This window comes from Piscinibacter sp. HJYY11 (assembly GCF_016735515.1).
Taxonomy (GTDB): domain Bacteria; phylum Pseudomonadota; class Gammaproteobacteria; order Burkholderiales; family Burkholderiaceae_C; genus Rhizobacter.
In genome coordinates, this window is sequence record NZ_JAERQZ010000001.1 from 92,094 (window position 1) to 106,092 (window position 13,999).

Annotated in this window: 9 protein-coding genes; 4 read left to right on the top strand and 5 right to left on the bottom strand. The window is 66.0% G+C overall.

Going from position 1 to position 13,999, the window contains the following annotated elements:
- Positions 1–257: 257 nt before the first annotated feature.
- On the bottom strand, positions 258–545 hold the full coding sequence (locus JI745_RS00475) for a DUF3253 domain-containing protein (RefSeq protein ID WP_201802930.1): 288 nt from the start codon (positions 543–545) through the stop codon (positions 258–260).
- On the bottom strand, positions 535–1,497 hold the full coding sequence (locus JI745_RS00480; RefSeq protein WP_201802932.1) for an SOS response-associated peptidase family protein: 963 nt from the start codon (positions 1,495–1,497) through the stop codon (positions 535–537). The genes JI745_RS00475 and JI745_RS00480 overlap by 11 nt, the downstream gene beginning before the upstream one ends.
- 149 nt (positions 1,498–1,646) lie before the next feature.
- On the opposite strand from JI745_RS00480, the gene imuA reads away from it, so the two are divergent.
- Genes imuA through JI745_RS00495 form a run of 3 tightly spaced genes read left to right on the top strand, consistent with a single transcriptional unit; the run spans position 1,647 to position 6,836 of the window.
- The gene (imuA, locus tag JI745_RS00485) at positions 1,647–2,462 is read left to right on the top strand and encodes a translesion DNA synthesis-associated protein ImuA (RefSeq protein ID WP_201812276.1); all 816 of its coding nucleotides are present in this window, start codon (positions 1,647–1,649) and stop codon (positions 2,460–2,462) included.
- A complete protein-coding gene (locus tag JI745_RS00490) occupies positions 2,404–3,720 on the top strand; it encodes a DNA polymerase Y family protein (protein ID WP_201812277.1) in 1,317 nt (438 codons plus the stop codon). Before imuA ends, JI745_RS00490 begins: the two co-directional genes overlap by 59 nt.
- On the top strand, positions 3,717–6,836 hold the full coding sequence (locus JI745_RS00495; protein WP_201802934.1) for an error-prone DNA polymerase: 3,120 nt from the start codon (positions 3,717–3,719) through the stop codon (positions 6,834–6,836). The genes JI745_RS00490 and JI745_RS00495 overlap by 4 nt, the downstream gene beginning before the upstream one ends.
- Positions 6,837–7,173: 337 nt before the next feature.
- On the opposite strand, the gene JI745_RS00500 is transcribed toward JI745_RS00495, so the two are convergent.
- Together JI745_RS00500 and JI745_RS00505 are read right to left on the bottom strand one after the other, a co-directional pair.
- The gene (locus tag JI745_RS00500; RefSeq protein ID WP_201802936.1) at positions 7,174–8,760 is read right to left on the bottom strand and encodes a carboxylesterase/lipase family protein; all 1,587 of its coding nucleotides are present in this window, start codon (positions 8,758–8,760) and stop codon (positions 7,174–7,176) included.
- A 472-nt stretch (positions 8,761–9,232) separates the two neighbouring features.
- Entirely contained in the window at positions 9,233–11,065 is a 1,833-nt protein-coding gene (locus JI745_RS00505; protein WP_201802938.1) for a phosphodiesterase, read from the bottom strand.
- A 128-nt stretch (positions 11,066–11,193) separates the two neighbouring features.
- Here JI745_RS00505 and JI745_RS00510 point away from each other — a divergent pair, with 128 nt between their 5' ends.
- Positions 11,194–12,195, top strand: coding sequence for a transporter (locus JI745_RS00510; protein ID WP_201802939.1), 1,002 nt, complete (start codon positions 11,194–11,196; stop codon positions 12,193–12,195).
- A 15-nt stretch (positions 12,196–12,210) separates the two neighbouring features.
- Here the strand turns inward: JI745_RS00510 and JI745_RS00515 are convergent, their stop codons facing one another.
- A complete protein-coding gene (locus JI745_RS00515) occupies positions 12,211–13,971 on the bottom strand; it encodes an alkaline phosphatase (protein ID WP_201802940.1) in 1,761 nt (586 codons plus the stop codon).
- Positions 13,972–13,999: the final 28 nt, after the last annotated feature.

The following is a 13,999-nucleotide window of genomic DNA, read 5'->3' on the forward strand; positions in this document are numbered from 1 at the left end:
GTGTTCAAAACGCCGGCCTGTGAGAGCACCGGGCCGTAGTGAGATACCGGAATATCCGCCTCTCAGGTGACCTCTTGGCAGCCGACGTGCCACGCTCATCACCCGAAGACCGCTTACGCATCCAACACCACCGCTCTTGTGGAGGCCGGTGTTCGTCAGGAGTTAATGGGCCGAACGATGGTTCAAGCAGAAGATGCCCACAGAGATCCTCGGTTCTCCCTGGCACCCAAGTCGTCGTACGCACCAGCCGCCGCTAACTAGCCGTTGTTGGAGACGCTTCGTAGTCGAATCGGTCCGCCTGGCTGCGTCGCGTCGACAGGAGCGCCGCTTCGCGTCACAACGATGCGGTTCGCGTCCGCAAGACTTTGCGCCACTTGTCGAATCTGCGGCATCAAAGGGCGCCATGCCTCAGCCTCCAGCGCGCGAGCGACCTCGGAAGGGCAAATCGTGGCGCCGGGTCTGCGTGCAGCCAGCAACTCGAAGATCTTCGCCTCGATCGTTGCGCTCGTGAATTGACCCTTCGACATCGCGAACTCACGCAGCAAGACGGTGTTCGTAGTACGGCCGCTCCCGGTCATCCAGGACCGCATATGACGCATTGAGGTCGGCGGCATTTGGTTGGAGCCACGCATCGAGGTTCTCAGCCCGGATCGGAACGATGCAACGGTCATGGCCGGCAGCCGACACCTCTGCCGGCGGTTCGTCGGTGATGGCTGCAAACGAGAGCAAGCCATCGGGAATCTCAGGCCCGGTCCATTGCGACCAGAGACAGGCCACCACCATCAAGGGCAGTCCACGCGGCTGGAACTCCAGCACGGTGTTGCTGACTTTCTCGCCCGGCCGCAACTCCCGGCCTTCCATGCGATGGGTCTCGACGTTCTCGAAGAACTTGGTGGCCAGCATCACGCCGTGCGAGGTGCCGAAGGTCGTCTTCCAATACCGATTCAGGCTGTCTCGCCGAGCGTTGTAGGTGCCTGGAAACTTCCTGTCGTTCTCGAAAGCCTTGCCCGCAGGCAGGCACTGATAGCGCATCGGCTTCACGACGCGCTGTCCGTCTTCCAGCACGATGACGGGGACGTAGTGCATCGGGTAGATGCGTGAATCGTCCTCCCGCAGTTCCGTGCGCTTGAGGTCGTCGATCCAGCCCATGATCTGCCGGATCTTGTTGGTGGCGATCCGCTGATCATTGAGCGCCGCGTCGGTGGTTTTCGTCTGCAGCTTGCGCTCGGCGTTGGCGAGCCGGGTGCGCTGCTGGAACAGGCGCTGTTCGAACTCGAGCTGCTGCTGCGCTGCAAAGCGGTCGATCAACTCCTTGACCTGGCGCTCATCATCATTGGTCGGGTTGGAGAACCACGCTTCGATGGCCTTCGGCACGGAGATCTTGGGGTCCGACAGTCTCCGATAGAAGAGGTCGTAGAACTCCTTGATGCTGATGCGCGCGTTGAAGTCTCGAACGTAGGTTCGATAGTCAGACCACACAAGCGCCGAGTAGCACATGGCATCTCCAGTGACTGCAACGTCGCCATTGTGCGAATTCACCGCTCGCAGGGTGATTGGGCGTTGTCCGACCCTTCCTACGGTGTAACGGGCTGGCTTTTTCGCAGCCGGACGGGTACTGTATGGGCATCCAGTATAGCGATTTATCCATGCCAGAGCTGCCAGCTTGGCAGGAGCCCTTGCCGCTCCAGCCCAGTGCCCCACCTTCTCGTCGACCTGTTTTGCCGCCCGCCGTGGAGGCGGCGCTTTGGCATGGCCACGAGCTCGGCGCATCAACGCATGCTGTGGTGTCAAGCGGCTTCGCTGCTCTCGATCAAGAGCTTCCGGGTGGCGGGTGGCCTTGCCAAGCGCTCACTGAACTCCTCCAAGCCCAGCCCTCCGTACTCGAGTGGCGGCTGCTCTCGCCGGCACTGAGGGACGTGACCGCGCGTCACCAGACGGTCGTCGTCATTGCATCACCGATGCGGCCGCACATGCCAGGGCTGCAGCAGCTGGGCCTGAGCGAGCGGCACCTGATTTGGATCGATGCGCAAACCCCCGCTCACCGTCTTTGGTCCGTGGAGCAGATGCTCAAGGCCAACGCCTGTGGCGCCTTGGTGGCATGGCTGGATCAGGTGCGGCCGGAGCAGGTCCGCAGGCTGCAGGTGTGCGCACAGCGCTTTGAAGGCATGGCGGTGCTGTGCCGACCGGAGCGGGCGCGTCATGAAGCGTCGGCGGCACCACTGCGCGTGCACGCCTCGCTCGGGACCGACTGGCAACTGCAGGTGCAGGTGCTGAAGCGCCGCGGGCCGGTCCACGAGGGTGTCATGGAACTGGCGGCCGTCCCGGGTGGCCTGGAAACGGTGCTGACGCCGCGCACCCTCCGCCCAAGTCTTCTCACCCCTTCTCGTCACGAGGTGCATGCCGATGTTGTGGGCAGCACTGCTATTGCCATCCGCACCCGACGCCGAGTCGCCTCCCATTGATGCGGTCCGAGGTCTTTCGCTTTGGTGCCTGCAGTTCACGCCCCGGGTCGCCATCGTCGAAGAATCCGCCGTCGTCATGGAGCTCAAGGCGAGCGTGCGCCTCTTCGGCGGCGGCAAGGCCTTGCGTGCCCGCGTCGAGGAGGAAGCCAAGGACCTGGGCGTCACGCAGGTGTCGTGGGCTCCGACGAGCCTGGCCGCCGTGGCGTTCGCACGCGCTGGCGTGCCCAATGGCTTTCGAGAGCCTCTCGATCGGCTGCTCGATCGTCTGCCCATGTCATGCCTGGTGGGCGTTACGCGCCATGAGGCCACGCTGTCGCGCATTGGCTGCCGCACCCTGGGCGACGTGCGGAAACTGCCCCGAGGTGGGCTGAGCCGCCGCTTCGACAAGGAACTGCTCTGCCAGCTCGACCAGGCGTATGGGCTTCTGCCGGAAGCTCACGAACGGGTGGTGATGCCAGAGACCTTCCGCTCCCGGCTCGAATTGCCTTCGCGCATCGAGCACGCACCGGCCATCCTGTTCGGGGCACGTCGGCTGTTGATGCAGTTGTGCGGCTGGTTGACCGCTCGGCATGCCGGTGTCACCACCTGCACCTTGAAGTGGTGCCATGACGTCATGCGGTCGAAGACGGCTGGAGATGGTGGAGAGCTCACCATCCGCACCGCCGAGCCGATGCGCGACCTGGAGCACCTGAGCCGTCTTCTCGCCGAGCACCTGGCCAAGGTCGAACTCAAGGCGCCCGTCGGTGACCTGGAGCTGCTGGCAGACGATGTCATCCCGCTGGAGGAGCGCAGCGCGTCTCTGATCCCAGATCCACGCGCAGGTGACGAATCGCTGACCCTGGTACTCGAGCGCATTGCCGCGCGACTTGGCGCTGACAAGGTCCTGCGGCCGGTGACGGGCGAAGATCACCGGCCCGAATGGAGCGTCCATTGGCAGCCAGCACCGCTGCCTCACCCGCGCCAACTCGCGCGCCAGGACGAGCTGCCGCAACCGAACTTCCTGCTCGACAAGCCGCTGCGCCTGGACACCCACGAGAACCGGCCGCGCTTCCAAGGGCCGCTTCAGCTCATCACCGGTCCGCATCGCGTCGAAGGGGGTTGGTGGCACCGTGTGTCAGCGGAGGAGGGCGCCACGGCGCTCAACGTCCAGCGCGACTACTGGGTGGCCAACAGTGCCTACGCCGGCACGCTCTGGATCTACCAGGAAAGGCTCGCCGACGACCAGACCGCCTGGTACCTGCAGGGGCGATTCGCATGACCGCCACGCGCAGCACTCTTCCCGACTACGCTGAGCTCTGGTGCCTGAGCAACTTCTCGTTCCTGCGGGGTGCGAGTTTTCCGGAAGAGCTGGTCGAGCGAGCGCATCAGCTGGGCTACAAGGCGATCGCCCTCACTGACGAATGCTCGATGTCGGGCATCGTACGAGCGCACGTCGAAGCGAAGGAGCACGGCATGCGTCTGCTGGTCGGTTCGCAATTCGAGGTGGCGCCCGGAAGGCAGGTCGAAGCGCCGTTCACGCTTGTCGTGCTGGCCTGCAATCTCAATGGCTACGGCAACCTGTGCGAGTTCATCACTCGACTTCGGCGCAGCTCTGGGAAAGGCACCTATCACGTCAGCCAGGACGAGATCGACGGCCAGACATTGGCCGATTGCGTCGTGCTGGCTGCGCCGCGTCGAGGGAGCCGGCCCGAACACATGCTGCAGACGGGCAAGTGGCTGCTGAACGAATTCCTGGGGCGATGTTGGTTTGTGATCGCGATGCTGCGTCAGCTGGACGATGCGGCGTGGTTGTACCGCATGCGAGAGGTCAGCGAGATCTCAGCCGTGCCGCTCGTGGCTGGTGGCGACGTTCACATGCACGTGCGCTCTCGTAAGCCTTTGCAGGATGTCATGACGGCTACACGCGTCGGGAAGCCGTTGACCGAGTGTGGGTTCGATCTTCAGATGAACGCGGAGCGGCATCTGAGGACGCGGCTTCGCTTGTCGCAGACCTATCCCGCCGACTTGCTCGCGGAAACGCTGCACGTCATGGAGCGCTGCGACTTTTCGATGGAGGAGCTGCGCTACCAGTACCCAGCCGAGGTGGTTCCGAAGGGTGAGACCGCAGAGTCCTACCTTCGCCGGCTCACCTATGAAGGTGCCGGCCGGCGCTGGCCTCGTGGCTTGACTGCCAAGGTCCAGGCCCAGATCGAGCATGAGCTGAGCTTGATCTGCGAGTTGAAGTACGAGCACTACTTCCTGACCGTCGCCGACATCGTCAACTTCGCGCGCTCGCAACACATCCTCTGCCAGGGCCGGGGATCGGCGGCGAATAGCGTGGTCTGCTACTGCCTGGGCGTGACCGAGGTCGATCCGGCTCGGATGTCGGTGCTCTTCGAGCGGTTCATCAGCCGTGAGCGAAACGAGCCGCCCGACATTGACGTCGACTTCGAGCACGAGCGGCGTGAAGAGGTGATCCAGTACCTGTACCGCAAGTACGGCCGTGAGCGGGCTGCGCTGACCGCCAACCTGATCCGCTACCGGCCCCGCAGCGCCATCCGTGATGTGGGCAAGGCGCTGGGCTTCGAGCTGGAAGAAGTCGACCGGCTGGCCAAGAGCCACCAATGGTGGGACGAGCAGGAGGTGGATGCCGAGCGATTGTGCGAAGCGGGCCTCTCGCCCGAGGACTTGCGCGTTCTCCAGTTGCAGCGCCTCACGAGCGAGCTCATCGGCATGCCTCGCCACCTGTCGCAGCATCCGGGGGGCTTCGTGCTCACGAAAGGGCCGTTGTCCAGGATGGTGCCCATCGAGAACGCCTCGATGCCCGACCGCACGGTGGTGCAGTGGGACAAGGACGACCTGGACGCCCTGGGTTTGCTCAAGGTCGATGTGCTAGCACTGGGAATGCTCACGGCCATCCGCAAGGCGTTGGCCTTCATCAGTGACCGCAAAGGCTATGTCTTCGAGATGCAGGACATCCCTGCAGAGGACCCGGGCACCTACGACATGATCTGCAAGGCCGACACAGTCGGTGTTTTTCAGATCGAGAGCCGCGCACAGCAGAGCATGCTGCCGCGTCTTAAGCCGCGGTGCTTTTACGACCTGGTGATCGAGGTGGCGATCGTGCGGCCCGGCCCCATTCAAGGCGGGATGGTGCATCCCTACCTGAACCGGCGCATGGGCAAGGAGCCCATCGTCTACCCGAGCGAGGCACTTAAGGAAGCACTGGGGCGCACGCTCGGCGTGCCGATCTTCCAGGAGCAGGTGATGCAGATCAGCATTCTGGCGGCCGGGTTCACGCCAGGTGAAGCTGACGGCTTGCGCCGTTCTATGGCGGCTTGGCGCCGTAAGGGTGGCCTGGAGAAGTACTACACCAGGATCGTCGATGGCATGGTCGAGCGCGGCTATGACAAGGCCTTCGCCGAATCAATCTTCGAGCAGATCAAAGGATTCGCTGAGTACGGCTTTCCTGAGAGCCATGCCGCATCGTTCGCTTTGCTCGTCTATGCGAGTTGCTGGATCAAGCACAACCACCCCGCAGAGTTCCTGGCGGCGCTCATCAACAGCCAGCCGCTCGGCTTCTATTCGCCAAGCCAGCTCGTGCAAGACGCCAAGCGGCATGGCGTGGAGGTGAGGCCGATCGATGTGATGTTCAGCGACGTGGATTGCACGCTGGAAGGACTTCCCCATCCACCCGCCGTTCGCCTTGGTTTGCGGCTGGTCGACAAGCTCAAGGCTGAATCGGCGCAGCGGGTTGTTGATGCCCGTCGTGAGCGGCCGTTTGCAAGCACCGAGGACCTGGCCATCCGCGCTCAACTGGAGCAGCACGAGGTGACGTTGCTCGCTGCTGCCGATGCGCTCACGAGTTTGAGCGGGCATCGGCGGCAGCAGGTGTGGGATGCCAGTGCAATGAAGCGGCCGCCGGTTCTGCTGAGGGAAGCACCCGTAGACGAAGACTTCCTTGAGCTCGAGCCTGCGGGAGAAGGTGAGGAAATCGTGTTCGACTATTCAGCGGTGGGCCTCACATTGCGTCGTCATCCGCTCGCTCTTCTACGTCCTCGGCTTGCAGCGCAGGGGCTGCGGTCCGCGGAGCAACTACTCAAGCTTCCCAACGGACGCCTGGCCAAGACCTGCGGCATCGTCACCGTCAAACAGCAGCCATCGACCGCCAACGGGACGGTGTTCCTGTCGCTGGAAGACGAGACCGGCTCGGTGCAGGTGATCGTGTGGAGGAGCCTACGCGACCGTGACCGTGATGCGCTGTTGCGAGCTCGGCTGCTCACCGTCTACGGCACCTGGCAGATGCAGGAGAGCGGCAACCTCATCGCGGCGCGCTTGATCGACCACACGGCACTGCTCGGGCGGCTGGCGACTTCTAGCCGGGATTTCCGGTGAAGTGCCATCGGCAGCTTGCATTGGGACAGTCCGCTCCAGACTGCGTGCTGCCGGTCGCGGACCAGCGTTGAATGACTGCAAGGACCTAAAGCGGTCTTACGCACTTCCGCATGCGCGATGGCTGCTGCACGGCGGTAGGGTAGGGCCGGTCCAGTCACCTAGTTGCTGCCGCCCGTTCGAGGCGATTGAAGCCCGGGTGCGACTCATCCGCTGTGCGACGTCTCATTGTCGCGTCTGCACCAAAACATGGTCAGTCACCCAAGCAAATTGCAGCGTTGCGTGACGCGAACCCGCGTCGGCACGAAGTTTCCGACCTGCTTGGCGCCGAGACCTCGAGCTAGGTGCCGGCCGGGAACGGCAGCAGATCGCTGGGCTGCTCACGGAGAGGAGGGATCCTGTCCAGGAGGTCGCACTCCGCGTCGCGGAAGCCCTCGCCCATGCGAATCTCGTCGAGGCCGAGTGCCAGCAGCGCGCCGCGGTTGTCCCACGGGCGCCAGCTGCCGTCGCGCGAAGGTTGGCCGGTCGAGGCAAAGCCCGCCCAGCGGTTCGCCATGGCGCTGGAGAGGTTTCGCTCGGCTGCCGTGGTTGCCAGTGAGCCGAAGTTGCGGAACACGAACGGCACGTCAACGCCATGGCCCGCCAGGCTGGCCGCGTGGCGCGGATCTGACAGCGCGCCGCCGTAGAGATACCGGAAGACCGGTGTGGCACGGCCCTCGAGCGCCCTGAGCACGCGTCGGTCCGGGCAGTGGTAGATCCAATCGCCGATGAAGACGGCCCACGCCGCTGGCGCCACGTCGTAGCGGCTCGGGCCATACAGCGCGGCGAGCGCGTCGCCCTGGCTGGGAAAGGAGCGTTGAAACAGCCGCCGCAGCGACTCCCAGGTCAGGGCACGAGCCGCGTCGTCCAGGTAGCCCAGGCCTTCGTGAACGTTGGTTCCGAACACCATCGGCAGTGCCGGGCCGCCCCCGGCACGGAACATCTCGAGCGGGCACGACGGCAGCACCACACCATCCGCCGTGGCCCCGACGCCCGGCAACGACACGAAGTCGGCGGCTGGAACTCGCCGAAGGCAGGCTGCGACGTCGGTCGCTCCCGCGCAGCCCACGCGCTGGGTCACCAGCTGTGCCGCGGCGAGCTTCTGGTCATTTCGGAAGCAGTCGCAGCCGCCACCGCTGTGGCTGGCCACCGTAGAGAACAGGCCGCGGGCCAGCGGCGAGGCCGCGACCGCACACGTCTGCGACCCTCCCGCTGAAGTCCCGAACAGCAGCACCCGGCGAGGGTCCCCGCCGAACTCCCGGATGTTCGACTGCACCCACTGCAAGGCCGCGATCACGTCCATGACGCCGTAATTGCCGGCTTGGCCTGCTTCCGCGAGCGCCGGGTGCGCGAGAAAGCCCAGGTTCGCCAGCCGATAGTTGAGCGTGACCACCACCACACCGTCCTGCTGGGCGAGGCGATGGCCGTCCTGCATGTTCGCGATGCCGTCGAAGACCGACATGTTCCCCGCGCCGCGCGCCCAGCCGCCGCCGTGGACGTAGACCAGGACGGGCCGCCCGGCCGCCGCGCGGACCTCCGGCGTCCACACGTTGAGGAACAGGCAATCTTCCGAGCCCGGGCCCTCCAGCATCGCCGACTGCACGCACGGTGAACCGAACGCCGTCGCAGGCCGCACGGCGTCCCAGCGGAGCGGGGGCTGAGGCGGCCGCCAGCGGAGCGCACCCACCGGCGGGGCCGCGTAGGGAATGCCCAGGAAACGTGCGACGCCCTCCACCTGCTCGCCGCGCACCCTGCCGGCCTGCGTGGTGACGACCGCAGATTCGACGACGGGCGAAGGCTCGGTCTCTTCTGGCGAACACCCGCCCAGCAACACCCCGAGCAGGGCCAGCCCGAGGAGCTGCCATCCTGGAAGTCCGGGCGTCCGCATCAATCCCTCCCGAAGAACCCAAAGGGCGCGGCCAGCAACGAGGTGCCCACTCTGGCCGAGGAATCGGAGCCTTGCCGGATAGGTCGGAGCATCAGCCTTGGTGCCCGCGCACCCGGGGGTGTGAATCGCGCTCGGTGGGCGGCCATGCGCGCATTGACGCTGCTCGCTCAGCCGTGCCAATACCGCAGTGGGTGCGACTCATGAGGACTCCTCATCAAGCAGAGTGGATTTACAGGATAGCAGTGGGCGGGTCGCGGGCTTCGATGCTGCTGCTCCCACGTGGCAAGGCGTACGCCGCATTCGTCCGCTGACCCGTCGGCTGCGGATCGATGCAGGGCACAGAGTGGTTCTTCTCCGAACGGATTGGCAGGTGGCTCCGCGCACGCCAAACCCCGGGTAGGCGCCTCGCGGCGCGACCTTCGCCACAGGGGCACGCAGCGAGCCGGTCCTGATGCGCCTGACGGTATGCGGCTTAGCTCCGGCGTGCCGGCGCCACGAATGTCAGCGGCGACTGGCGTCGCTTGGCATCTTGCTTGGCGAAGGCAGCGGCGTTGGCCACCTGCTCGGCGTTGCGGTACATGCCCTCGCTCACGCTGACTGCACCCACCGAGAGCGTGGTGCACGGGAAGAAGCGCATCACCCCATGCCGGTCTTCCGTCTCGATGCCACCTCGTGCCTGCGCCTCGTGGTCGAACAGTGCCCGCGCGCGCGGTGTGAAATCGTCGAGGATGCGCTGCACCCGTGCCTGCCAATCCTCGCTCTGGAAGATCCAGATGAAGTCGTCGCCGCCCACGTGGCCCACGAAGTCGCGCTGTGGGTCGCAGTGCGCCACCGCGAGCTCGGCGGCCAGTCGGATCATCTCGTCGCCGCGCCAGTAGCCGTAGAGGTCGTTGAAGGGCTTGAAGTGGTTCATGTCGGCATAACACGCGACAAAGTCGGTGCCGCGCGCAACGAGGCGTTCCACATGCTGGGTGATCGGGATGTTGCCCGGCAGAAAGGTCAGCGGGTTGGCGTGGCGCGCCGCTTCGATGCGCGCCTCGGTCACCTTGCGCACCAGCTGGTCGCCGGTTCCGAGGCCGAGGTAGCGGCCGTTGTCGGTGACGATGAAGCCGTCGCTCAAGTAGCGCTGGTCCTGCGAGGTGAGGATGCCCACCAGGTCGTCGATGTCGTGTGCGCGCTCGATGATGCGCGGCGAGGTGTTGGCCAGCATCAGGCAGGTCTTGCGACCGTGCAGCTCCTTGAAGTAGGGCTTGGCGTAGCTGTTGAGGAATCCTGTGCGGTTGATGATGGCCTGCGGCCGGTCGTCGGCCACCACGGCGACGGCATGCAGCTCGGGCGCCTGCAGGAAGAGATCGGCCACGTCGTCGTTCGTCGCGCCGGGGGCCACCACCGGTGCCGGCACGATGGCGACGTCGCGCAGTTGCGCGAGCGGGAAGGGGCGGCGCCGCTCGGGGAACACTGCCACGCGGCGGTCGTTCAGCACCTCGGCCGCTTCGGTCTCGATGCGGTGGCGTGTGTGCAGCGACGGCCGGCCCAGGAAGTAACCCTGGCCGTAGGGGATGCCGAGGTCGCGGATCACCCGAGCGTCGTCGGCCGTCTCGAGGCCCTCGGCCACGAGGGCCGTGCCGAAGGTGTCGGCGATCTGCAGCAGGGCCTTGAGCGTGAGCAGGTTGTGCGCCTTGCGGCTCACGTCGCGGGTGAAGTACTTGTCGATCTTCACGTAGTCGGGCTGCAGTTCCGACCACAGGCGCAGGCTGGAGCGGCCGTCTCCGAAATCGTCGAGCGCGAGCGCGACGCCCGCTGCGTGCACGGCACGCGCGGCGTGGAGCAGGCCCTCGATGTTGGACACCCGCTCATGCTCCGTGAGCTCGAGCACCAGCATGCGCGGCTGCACGCCCAGGCCAAGCAGCATGCGACGGAGGGTGTCGGCGGGGTTGTCGGCGAGCGTGCGTACCAGCGCGTCGGCGCTCAGGTTGAGGAAGAGGCGGCCGGGTTCCTGTCGGCGGCCCCAGGTCTCGATCGCGAGCCTCGCGCAGCACAGCTCGAATTCATGGAGCAGCCCCATCTCGCGCGCCGCGGCGAGCAGCGCATCCGGGGTGTGCAGGGCGGTGCCTTCGGGCCCGCGCACCAGCGCCTCGTGGGCGAACACCTCGCCGTCGCGCGTGGCGGCGATGGGCTGGAACACCATCGTCAACCCGGGGCTTGAGAGCAGCTGCAGCATGGCCGCGCGGGCCGAGCCGGCGCGGGCGGTGGGTGCTGTGCCGCTCGGATGCGGCGCGTCGGGAAAGGAGTACACGTTGGACATCGGGTCGCACGTTTGTGCCGATACTCGCAGCGTACGCAGCCGCGACGGCGGCATGTGACATCTTCATGACAGGCGGGCCCGGATGTGATGTGTGACACGCCCGCCGCACGACGACAAGGAACCCTCCCGTGGCAATCTCGTACGGCGCACAACAGAACGGCCTGCTCTACGGTTACAGCTTCGAGGCCAGCGGCGCGGGCCGACCCGTCACGCTGGAAGAGGCCGTGCAGTGGCTCGCCGCGCCGGCCGACGAGGCCGGCGGCTTCCTCTGGTTGCACTTTGACCTGACCGCCGCCGCGGCCGAGTCATGGATGCAGGCGAACCTGCCACTGCCGGGCGAGTTCTTCGAAGCGCTGCGCCAGGGCTCGCGTTCGACCCGCATCGAAGATGCGCAGGACCAGCTCATCGCCGTCGTCAACGACGTCGCCTACGAGTTCTCGTTCGACCCGTCGGAGATCGCGACGCTGTGGATGAGCGTCAACACCCGCCTGGCCGTGACCTGTCGCGCCCACCCGCTGCGCTCGATCGACCGCCTGCGCGAAGCGGTGAAGCAGGGCGCGAGTTTCAGCTCCTCGGTCGACCTGCTCAACCACCTGCTAAAGGACCAGGGCGACGTGCTGGTGCGCATCGTGCGTGAGGCGACGAACAAGGTCGACAGCATTGAAGACAGCCTGTTGCGCGGGCGGCTTCAGCAGCAGCGCTCCCAGCTCGGCAGCCTGCGGCGTGTGCTGGTGCGCCTGCAGCGGCTGCTCGCGCCCGAGCCGGGCGCGCTCTTTCGACTGCTGCGCCAGCCGCCGCCGTGGGTGCCGGCGCATGACCTCGAGGAGCTGCGCCAGGCGACCGAGGAGTTCTCTCTCGTCATCCGCGATCTCTCGGCGCTGCAGGAGCGAATCAAGCTCCTGCAGGAAGAAATCGCCGCGCAGGTGAGCGAGCAGACCAACCGCAGCCTCTTCACCCTGACCATGGTCACCGTGCTGGCACTGCCGATCAACATCACCACCGGCTTCTTTGGCATGAACGTCGGCGGCATTCCATTCGCGGAGCACACGGCCGGCTTCGTGCTGGTGGTGCTTCTGGTGGCTGTGTTCACCGCCGTCGCCGGCTGGCTGGCGTTCCGGCGGCGCGATTGAGGCTCTCCGACCGGCTCACACCGCGTCGATTTGAATGCGACGCCCCGTGGCGCCTGGCAGGGTGCGCAGGGTCGGGCCCTGCGTCGTGCCGTACTGGCGGCTCGTGACCGTGTCGACGTAGGTCAACTGCGCTTGAAGGGCATCGCGTGTCGCGGTGATCAGCATGAAGCCTCGCCGGCTGGTGTCGGCGTAGACCAATGGTCCGATGAGTTCCTGCAACGCACTGGCGAGCGCAAGGGGGGGCTCGTTCGGGAAGATGGCCTCGAAGCCCGGCGAGCTCACCGACGGCGTGGCGAATTCGACGCCCACCGCGTTTCCTTGGCCATCCGTGAGGTCGCTTGCCCAGGCGTTGTGGGTGTCGCCGGCCAGCACCACGAGGTTCTTGTCGAGCGAACGGGCGGTTCTCAGCACCGTCTCGCGGGCGGCGGGGTAGCCGTCCCAGGCGTCGAGGTTGTATGGAATGGCAGGTGACTGGAGGATCGCGAGTTCCTGCGGCGTCAGTGAGCCCGGGTGGCTGCTGGCCTTCGCCACCAGGGCGGCGTAGCCCGATACGGTGATCTGCCCGAGCAGCAGGGGCGCTGGCACGTTCATCCGGCCCATCAGTACCTGTTGACCCAGCACCTGCCACAGGGCACTGGAGCGGGCCAGCTGCGTGCCGAGCCAGGCGGCCTGCTCCGCGCCCAGCAGCTGGCGGGCGGGGTTGGCAAGGTCGGATGCGAAGCGCGCGCCATCGAAACCACTGGCGCCGATGTAGCTTGTGAGTTCGAGCTGCTGGTCACGCCCGATCACGCGCGTGTCGAGCATGTGGAGGGATACCAGGTCGCCGAAGTCGAAGCTGCGGAAGATGCGCTCGGGCCGCTTGACCTCGGGCAGGCGCGTGGGCATCCACTCGTGATACGCCTGGAGCGCGGCGGCGCGGCGCGTGACCCAGTCGCCTTCGATGGGGGGCGTGTGGTTCTCGGCACCTTCGCGCCAGGCATCGTTGGCGATCTCGTGGTCGTCCCACACGGCGATGAAGGGCAGGGCGGCGTGCACGGCCTGCAGGTCGGCGTCCTGACGGTATTGCGCATAACGCTTGCGGTAGTCAGCGAGCGTCAGCAACTCACCGGCGGGCTCGCTCACGCGGCCGAGCTGTTCGGCGAGCGCGCTGGCATAGCCGTCCTTGGAATACTCGTAGATGTAGTCGCCGAGGTGGAGCGCGGCGTCCACATCGGACAGCTTGGCGGCGGCGTCGTACACGTTGAAATAGCCGGCTGGGTAGTTCGAGCACGAGAACACCGCCAACTTCACCTGCTCCACGCCGCCGCGCGGCAGCGTGCGGGTGCGTCCGACCGGTGAGCTGTGCCCGAGGCACTGAAAGCGATACCAGTAGCGCGTGCCGGCGCGCAGCCCGGCTGCATCCACCTTCACGGTGTAGTCGCGCTCGGCGGTGGCGTGGGCCTTGCCGCGTGCCACGACTTGCCTGAAATGGCTGTCGCTTGCCACCTCCCATTGCACCTGCACGTTCTTTGCCTCCGCGAGTTGATCGCGCGCACGTGAGTCGGAACGTGCCTCACGCTCCAGTCTGGCCAACGCGTCCAGCATCGCGGCATCGGGCGTGATGCGCGTCCACAGCATCACGCGGTCCTGCAGCGGGTCGCCGCTGGCCACGCCGTGCAGGAAATCGAACAAGCCTCCTTCGCAGCCCGAGAGTCCGGTCGCGCTGCCGACCACGATGGTGCTTGCGGCCACGGTGCGGATGAAGTCACGGCGGTTCGGGTGGGCGCTCTGTGTCATGGAAAGTCCTGAAGGTTGATGGATGCCT